Source organism: Betaproteobacteria bacterium, from assembly GCA_016791345.1.
Lineage (GTDB): Bacteria > Pseudomonadota > Gammaproteobacteria > Burkholderiales > JAEUMW01 > JAEUMW01.
Genome location: JAEUMW010000018.1, coordinates 1 through 7,046, shown reverse-complemented (window position 1 = coordinate 7,046; position 7,046 = coordinate 1). Strand labels below are relative to the sequence as shown.

The 7,046-nt window shown below is 62.6% G+C and carries 5 protein-coding genes; 4 read left to right on the top strand and 1 reads right to left on the bottom strand.

Annotated features, from left to right (window positions below):
- Nucleotides 1-209: 209 nt before the first annotated feature.
- The 4 genes from JNK68_00590 (at nt 210) to JNK68_00575 (ending at nt 5,534) form a co-directional block, all read left to right on the top strand.
- A complete protein-coding gene (locus JNK68_00590; protein ID MBL8538843.1) occupies nt 210-3,053 on the top strand; it encodes a ribonucleoside-diphosphate reductase subunit alpha in 2,844 nt (947 codons plus the stop codon).
- Between the two features lie 202 nt (nt 3,054-3,255).
- Nucleotides 3,256-4,380 carry a ribonucleotide-diphosphate reductase subunit beta gene (locus tag JNK68_00585; protein ID MBL8538842.1) on the top strand — a complete coding sequence of 375 codons (1,125 nt, stop codon included), beginning with the start codon at nt 3,256-3,258 and terminating at the stop codon, nt 4,378-4,380.
- A gap of 177 nt (nt 4,381-4,557) precedes the next feature.
- Nucleotides 4,558-5,151, top strand: a complete 594-nt coding sequence (locus tag JNK68_00580) for a histone H1-like repetitive region-containing protein (protein ID MBL8538841.1) — start codon at nt 4,558-4,560, stop codon at nt 5,149-5,151.
- A 170-nt stretch (nt 5,152-5,321) separates the two neighbouring features.
- On the top strand, nt 5,322-5,534 hold the full coding sequence (locus JNK68_00575) for a KTSC domain-containing protein (protein ID MBL8538840.1): 213 nt from the start codon (nt 5,322-5,324) through the stop codon (nt 5,532-5,534).
- Nucleotides 5,535-5,552: 18 nt separating this feature from the next.
- Here the strand turns inward: JNK68_00575 and JNK68_00570 are convergent.
- Nucleotides 5,553-7,046 (bottom strand): elongation factor G (locus JNK68_00570; protein MBL8538839.1); only part of this gene is annotated, 1,494 nt, incomplete at its 5' end.

Here is a 7,046-nt window from a genome sequence, read left to right as displayed (position 1 = left end):
GGTGGGTCAAAAGAAATCCCTTGCACCTGCCAATTGCCGTTACTAGAATTAGTGCACGCTCGGCTCTTCAGTCACAATATGTAGTACAGTCATCCCACGATTGCTGGGGAAGACGAAGGACGATCACAATATGTTGTGATCACGGTGCAGAGAAAACGGCGTCGCGCGAGCGATGACCCCGACGAATACGATGTAGGAGGCAGGCGCTCATGCAGGTGGTCATGGAAAGTCCCGCAACCGTGGTTACCCCGATGTTCCCGATCGAAGGCGACGGGCTGACCGCTCCGCGGCTGGCGGAGTACAAGGTGATCCGGCGCAATGGCGCCGTGGTCGGCTTCGAGCCGGGGAAGATCGCGATTGCCATGACCAAGGCTTTCATTGCGGTGAACGGCGGTCAGGGTGCGGCGTCCGCGCGGGTCCGCGAGATCGTCTCCGACCTGACGACAGGCGTCGTCAACGCGCTCATGCGCCGCCAGCCGCACGGCGGCACCTTCCATATCGAAGACATCCAGGATCAGGTGGAACTCGCCCTCATGCGCTCCGGCGAGCACGAGGTCGCCCGCCGCTACGTCCTGTACCGCGAAGAGCGGGCGCGCGAGCGGGCGCGCGTCAAGGAGGCGGCCGCGGCGACGTCGGCACACGTCATCAACGTGGTCGAAGACGGCGTGGCACGGCCGCTCGACCTGGCCGCCATCCGCTCGCTGATCGACGAGGCATGCCAGGGCCTGAGCGAGGCGGTCGACGCCGGCCAGATCATGCAGAGCGTGGTGAAGGATCTGTACGACGGCGTGCCGATGGAAGAGGTGCGCAAGTGCGCGATCCTCGCGGCGCGGTCGCTGATCGAGAAGGATCCTGCCTACAGCTACGTCACCGCGCGCCTCCTCCTGCACACCGTCCGGCACGAGGTGCTGGGCGAGGAGGTGCGGCAGGAAGGCATGGCCGTGCGTTACGCGGAGTACTTCCCCGAGTTCGTGGCGCGCGGCATCGAGGCGGAGCTCATCGATCCGCGCCTGGCGCAGTACGACCTCGAGCGCCTGGGTGCTGCACTCGACGCTCGCCGCGATCTCAAGTTCGGCTACCTCGGGCTGCAGACGCTGTACGACCGCTATTTCCTGCACATCGGCGATCGGCGCATTGAGTTGCCGCAGGCGTTCTTCATGCGCGTGGCCATGGGGCTCGCGCTGAATGAAGCGGAGCGCGAGGCACGGGCGATCGAGTTCTACGATGTGCTTTCGTCCTTCGACTTCATGAGTTCGACGCCGACGCTCTTCAACTCCGGGACGTTGCGCTCTCAATTGTCCAGCTGCTACCTCACGACGGTATCCGACGATCTCGACGGCATCTACGAGGCCATCAAGGAGAACGCGCTGCTGTCCAAGTACGCCGGTGGTCTCGGCAACGACTGGACCCCGGTGCGCGCGCTGGGCTCCCACATCAAGGGGACCAACGGCAAGTCGCAGGGTGTCGTGCCGTTCCTCAAGGTGGTCAACGACACGGCAGTCGCCGTGAACCAGGGCGGCAAGCGCAAGGGTGCCGTGTGCTCCTATCTCGAGACATGGCATCTCGACATCGAGGAGTTTCTGGAACTGCGCAAGAACACGGGCGATGACCGTCGTCGCACCCACGACATGAACACGGCGAACTGGATTCCGGACCTGTTCATGAAGCGCGTGACCGAGGGCGGCGAGTGGACGCTGTTCTCGCCGGCCGACGTTCCCGACCTGCACGACCGCTATGGCAAGGACTTCGAAGAGGCCTACGTCCGCTATGAAGGCAAGGTTGCGCGCGGCGAGCTCAAGCTCTTCAAGAAGATGCCGGCGCAGCAGCTCTGGCGGAAGATGCTCTCCATGCTCTTCGAAACAGGGCATCCCTGGATCACCTTCAAGGATCCCTGCAACGTGCGCTCGCCGCAGCAGCACGTCGGTGTCGTGCACAGTTCGAACCTTTGCACCGAGATCACCCTCAATACTTCAGACAGCGAGATCGCAGTCTGCAACCTGGGGTCGGTCAATCTGCTCAACCACCTCGTCGATGACCGTCTCGATCATCAGAAGCTGCGGAAAACGGTCCGCACGGCGATGCGCATGCTCGACAACGTGGTCGACATCAACTACTACGCCGTCGGCAAGGCGCGCAACGCCAACCTGAAGCACCGGCCGGTCGGGCTTGGCATCATGGGATTCCAGGACTGCTTGCACGTGCTGCGTGTTCCCTATGCGTCCGAGCAGGCCGTCGACTTCGCGGACAGGTCGATGGAGGTAGTGGCGTACTACGCGTACTGGGCGTCGACCGAACTCGCCGAGGAACGCGGCACGTACGCTACTTTCGGCGGGTCGCTTTGGTCCAAGGGCATCCTGCCGCCGGACTCGCTCAAGCTGCTCTCGCTCGAGCGCGGGGGCTATGTGGACGTCGATCTTTCCGCCGCCATGGACTGGAGCGCCTTACGCGAGCGCATCCTGCGCGTGGGCATGCGCAACTCCAATTGCCTGGCCATCGCCCCCACGGCGACGATCGCGAACATCGTGGGCGTGTCGGCGAGCATCGAGCCGAACTTCCAGAATCTGTACGTCAAGTCCAACCTGTCGGGCGAGTTCACGGTCGCGAACGACTATCTCGTCGCGGATCTGAAGAGGCTCAATATCTGGGACGAGGTCATGATCGCCGACCTCAAGTATTTCGATGGCAGCCTTGCGCGGATCGATCGCGTCCCGGCGGAGGTCCGCGGGCTCTACGCGACCGCGTTCGAGATCGAGCCGGTCTGGCTGGTCGAGGCGGCGGCGCGGCGCCAGAAATGGATCGACCAGGCGCAATCGCTCAATCTGTACATGGCGGGCGCGTCGGGTCGCAAGCTTGACGAAACCTATCGGCTGGCCTGGCTGCGCGGCCTCAAGACCACCTATTACCTGCGAACTCTCGGCGCCACCCACGCGGAAAAGTCCACCGTGCGCGGCGGAGCGCTGAACGCGGTACCCAGTGACAGCGGCAAGAGCATGGATGTGCAGGATGCGAAGTTCTGCGCGATCGACAATCCGGACTGCGAGGCGTGCCAGTGACGCGAGCAGCGATCAGCGCGGCGCGACGTCGGCTCGCATTCCGGCGCCAGCGACAGAGTCTGCAAACACCGGATCTTCGGGCTGATATGACGGGCAGGAGCGGCATGCTGCTTGCTTTGGCAGCGGGTCTCCAATGGTCAGGGAAGCCGGCAATCGCGATCGCGCGAGCACCCAAAAGAAACTCGTGAGGAGACCTGATCAAATGCTGCAATTCGAGGACGAGTTCGCGAAGTACACCGACCGCGCTGCACGCATCGGTATCCCTGGTAAGGCACGAATCCAGGAACCGGTGGCAGGGGGCAGCCAGTTCGGTCGTATCCGCGTCGAAGACAAGCGCATCATCAACGGCAAGACCGACGTCAATCAGCTCGTTCCCTTCAAGTACAAGTGGGCGTGGGAGAAATACCTGGCTGCGTGCGCCAACCACTGGATGCCGCAGGAGATCAACATGAGTCGCGACATCGCGACCTGGAAGAATCCGAACGCCTTGACCGAGGACGAGCGCCGCATCGTCAAGCGCAACCTCGGATTCTTCGTCACCGCGGATTCGCTGGCGGCGAACAACATCGTGCTCGGCACCTATCGCCACATCACGGCGCCTGAATGCCGGCAGTACCTGCTGCGGCAGGCCTTCGAGGAAGCCATCCACACGCACGCCTATCAGTACATCGTGGAAAGCCTGGGGCTCGACGAGGGCGAAGTCTTCAACGCCTACCACGAGATCGCCAGCATCCGCGAGAAGGACGAGTTCCTGATTCCCTTCATCGATACGTTGACCGATCCGACCTTCCGGACCGGAACGGCCGAGGCGGACCAGCGACTCCTGAAGAGTCTGGTCGTTTTCGCCTGCATCATGGAGGGGATGTTTTTCTACGTCGGATTCACCCAGATACTCGCCCTCGGGCGCCAGAACAAGATGACCGGCGCGGCCGAGCAGTATCAGTACATTCTTCGCGACGAGTCGATGCACTGCAATTTCGGCATCGACGTCATCAACCAGATCAAGCTCGAGAATCCGCACCTGTGGACTCCCGAGTTCCGTGAGGAAATCAGGAATCTCATGCAACGGGGCGTCGAACTCGAATACCGCTACGCGGAGGACACCATGCCGCGCGGCGTGCTCGGACTCAATGCGCCCATGTTCAAGGAATATCTTCGCTTCATTGCCAATCGGCGCTGCGTGCAGATCGGTCTCGAACCGCTCTTCCGGGGGGCCAACAATCCGTTCCCCTGGATGAGCGAGATGATCGATCTCAAGAAGGAGCGCAATTTCTTCGAAACGCGTGTCATCGAGTACCAAACGGGCGGTGCGCTCAACTGGGACTGATTGACGAGCGCGCGCGAGCGCGACGGTAAAGGATTGCAGGCGCGGCTTCCGCGGTGTGAGACCGCGGGATTCGCGTCTCGACAAAGCTGCTGAGTTACCCGGCAGCCGCGGGTGCTTCGTGCACCACGCGGCTTCGGGTGCTGGCAGTGGTGAAGACACCCTCCGGGTGTCCCTGCTTTGAAGTGCAATGCCTTACCACTCAACAAGGAGGTTCTAGTGGCAACCAAAGCGAAGAAACCCGCGGCCCGTAAACCGGCTGCGAAAAAGGCTGCCGTTGCGGTCAAGAAGACCGCAGCCAAGAAGCCGTTAGCCAAGAAGGCGGTCAAGAAGCCGGCCGCCAAGAAGACGACCACGGCGCGCAAGACAGTCGCCAAGAAAGTCGTCAAGAAGGTCGCGCCGAAGAAGGCAGCGGGAACGGCCAAGAAAGCAGTCGCCAAGAAGGTCGTGAAGAAGCCGGCCGCCAAGAAGGTCGTGAAGAAAACAGCGCCGAAGAAGGCGGCACCGAAGAAGGCCGCCGGTGCGGTGAAGAAGACGGCCGCCAAGAAGGTCGTGAAGAAAGCAGCGCCGAAGAAGGCGGCTGCGCCCAAGAAGGCGGCTGCGCCGAAGAAAACCGCGGCGAAAAAAGCGACGGCTCCGGCAGTCAAGAAGCCGGCGACGAAGAAGCCGGCCAAGCCAGCTGCTACCCCCGCCGCACCGGAGAGCGCCGAGAGCAGTAAGCCTGTTTCGGTGCCGGGCGCATGGCCTTTTCCGATCTCCGGCAAACCTAACTGAGGTGGGTCCTGCCTGCGGGTGGGCGAAGGTGCGTGCAGTTTGAGCCCCTTGCCCCCCGCGGCCTGGGACAGCCAACGGTGGCTTTCCCGGCGCGCGGGTGGAATCGCCCGCAGGCACTCTTTTCGATGCACGAACAGGGCGGTGGTGTATCTGCCAGCAAGGAGTCGGAGATGGAACGCAGGAAGGTTAGCTCCGACAAGATCCGGAGCGTCGGCTATGACGCCGGCAGCCAGACCCTGGAGATCGAGTTCACCGACGGCAGGATCAATCAGTACTTACGCGTGCCAACGGAGACCCATCGACGCCTGATGGCTGCACCGTCGATCGTGAGCTACTTTCGGGACCACATCGAAGACGACTACACCGCCAGGCGGCTGAGGTAAGTCAGTCGGGCCCTCGCCCTACTCTTCTTCCTGCACCACCTTCTTCTGCGCCACTAGCTGCTGCTGTACGTTGGGCGGCACTGCTTCGTAGCGGCTCAGTTCTATCGAGTAGGACCCCTGACCGCCGGTCATCGACTTGAGCCGCGAGTGGTAGCTGTTGAGTTCCGCCAGCGGCACCAGCCCCTTGATCTTGACCATGCCGGCGCGCTGATTCTGCGTGCCCGTCACCTGTCCGCGCTTGCTCGATAGATCGCCGGCGAGATCGCCCATGGTGGCGTCCGGCGCAAAGATCTCGATGTTGACGATGGGCTCCAGCGCGATCGGTCGCGCTTTCTGGATGGCGTCGAGAAAGGCTTTCTTGCCCGCCGCCACGAATGCCACCTCCTTCGAGTCCACCGGGTGCGACTTTCCGTCGTACACGACGACCCGCACGTCCTGCACCGGGAAGCCGGCCAGGGGACCGGCGTCGAGCACCTGCCGCACACCCTTCTCGACGGCGGGAATGAACTGGGAAGGAATTGCGCCGCCGTAAACGTCGTCGACGAACTCGAAGCCTGTTCCCCGTGGCAGAGGTTCGATGCGCAGGAAAACTTCGCCGAACTGTCCCGCGCCCCCGGTCTGCTTCTTGTGGCGGTGATGCCCTTCCGCCTTGGCAGTGACCGTCTCGCGGTACGGTATGCGTGGCGGGTGCGTGACGACTTCCACCTTGTATTGCTCGGCCATGCGCTCGAGCACGCAGCGCACGTGCAACTCACCGAGTCCGCGGATGACGGTTTCGTGAGTGGAACTGCTGTGCTCGACCGTGAAGCAGGGATCCTCGGCCGTCAGCTTGTGCAGGACGTCGGAGATGCGCTGCTCGTCACCGCGACGCTTGGGCTCGATCGCGAGCCCATACATGGGCTGCGGAAACTCGAGCGGGCGCAGGTGGTAGTGATCCTCGTCGTGAGAGTCGTGCAGCACCGCATCGAACTCGATCTCGTCGACCTTTGCGACTGCACCGACGTCTCCGGGCACGAGCAGATCCGTCTCGACGTGCTCCTTGCCCTGCAGCAGGAACATGTGGCCGACCTTGAAGGGCTTGCGGCCATTTCCGATGAAAAGCTGCGTGTCGCGCGTGATCGTTCCCTGGTGGACGCGAAAAATGCCGAGGCGTCCCACGAACGGGTCGACCACCACCTTGAATACATGGGCGAGGACGTGCCTCTTCGGATCGGCGACGGCAACGATCTCCTCGGGCTCGGGTCCCTCGCCCTTCAAAAATACCGGCGGATTGCCCTCCGTCGGGTTCGGCATGAGTCGGGCGAAGATCTCGAGAAGCTCGGAAATGCCTGCACCATTCCGGGCCGACACGAAGCAGACCGGGATCAGATGGCCCTCGCGCAATGCACGCTCGAAGGGAGCGTGCAATTGTTCGGGGTTGATCTCGCCTTGCTCGAGGTACGCGGCCATCAAATCCTCGTCGACCTCGACCACCTGATCGACGAGCGCGCGGTGCGCGTCTTCAACCGAAGA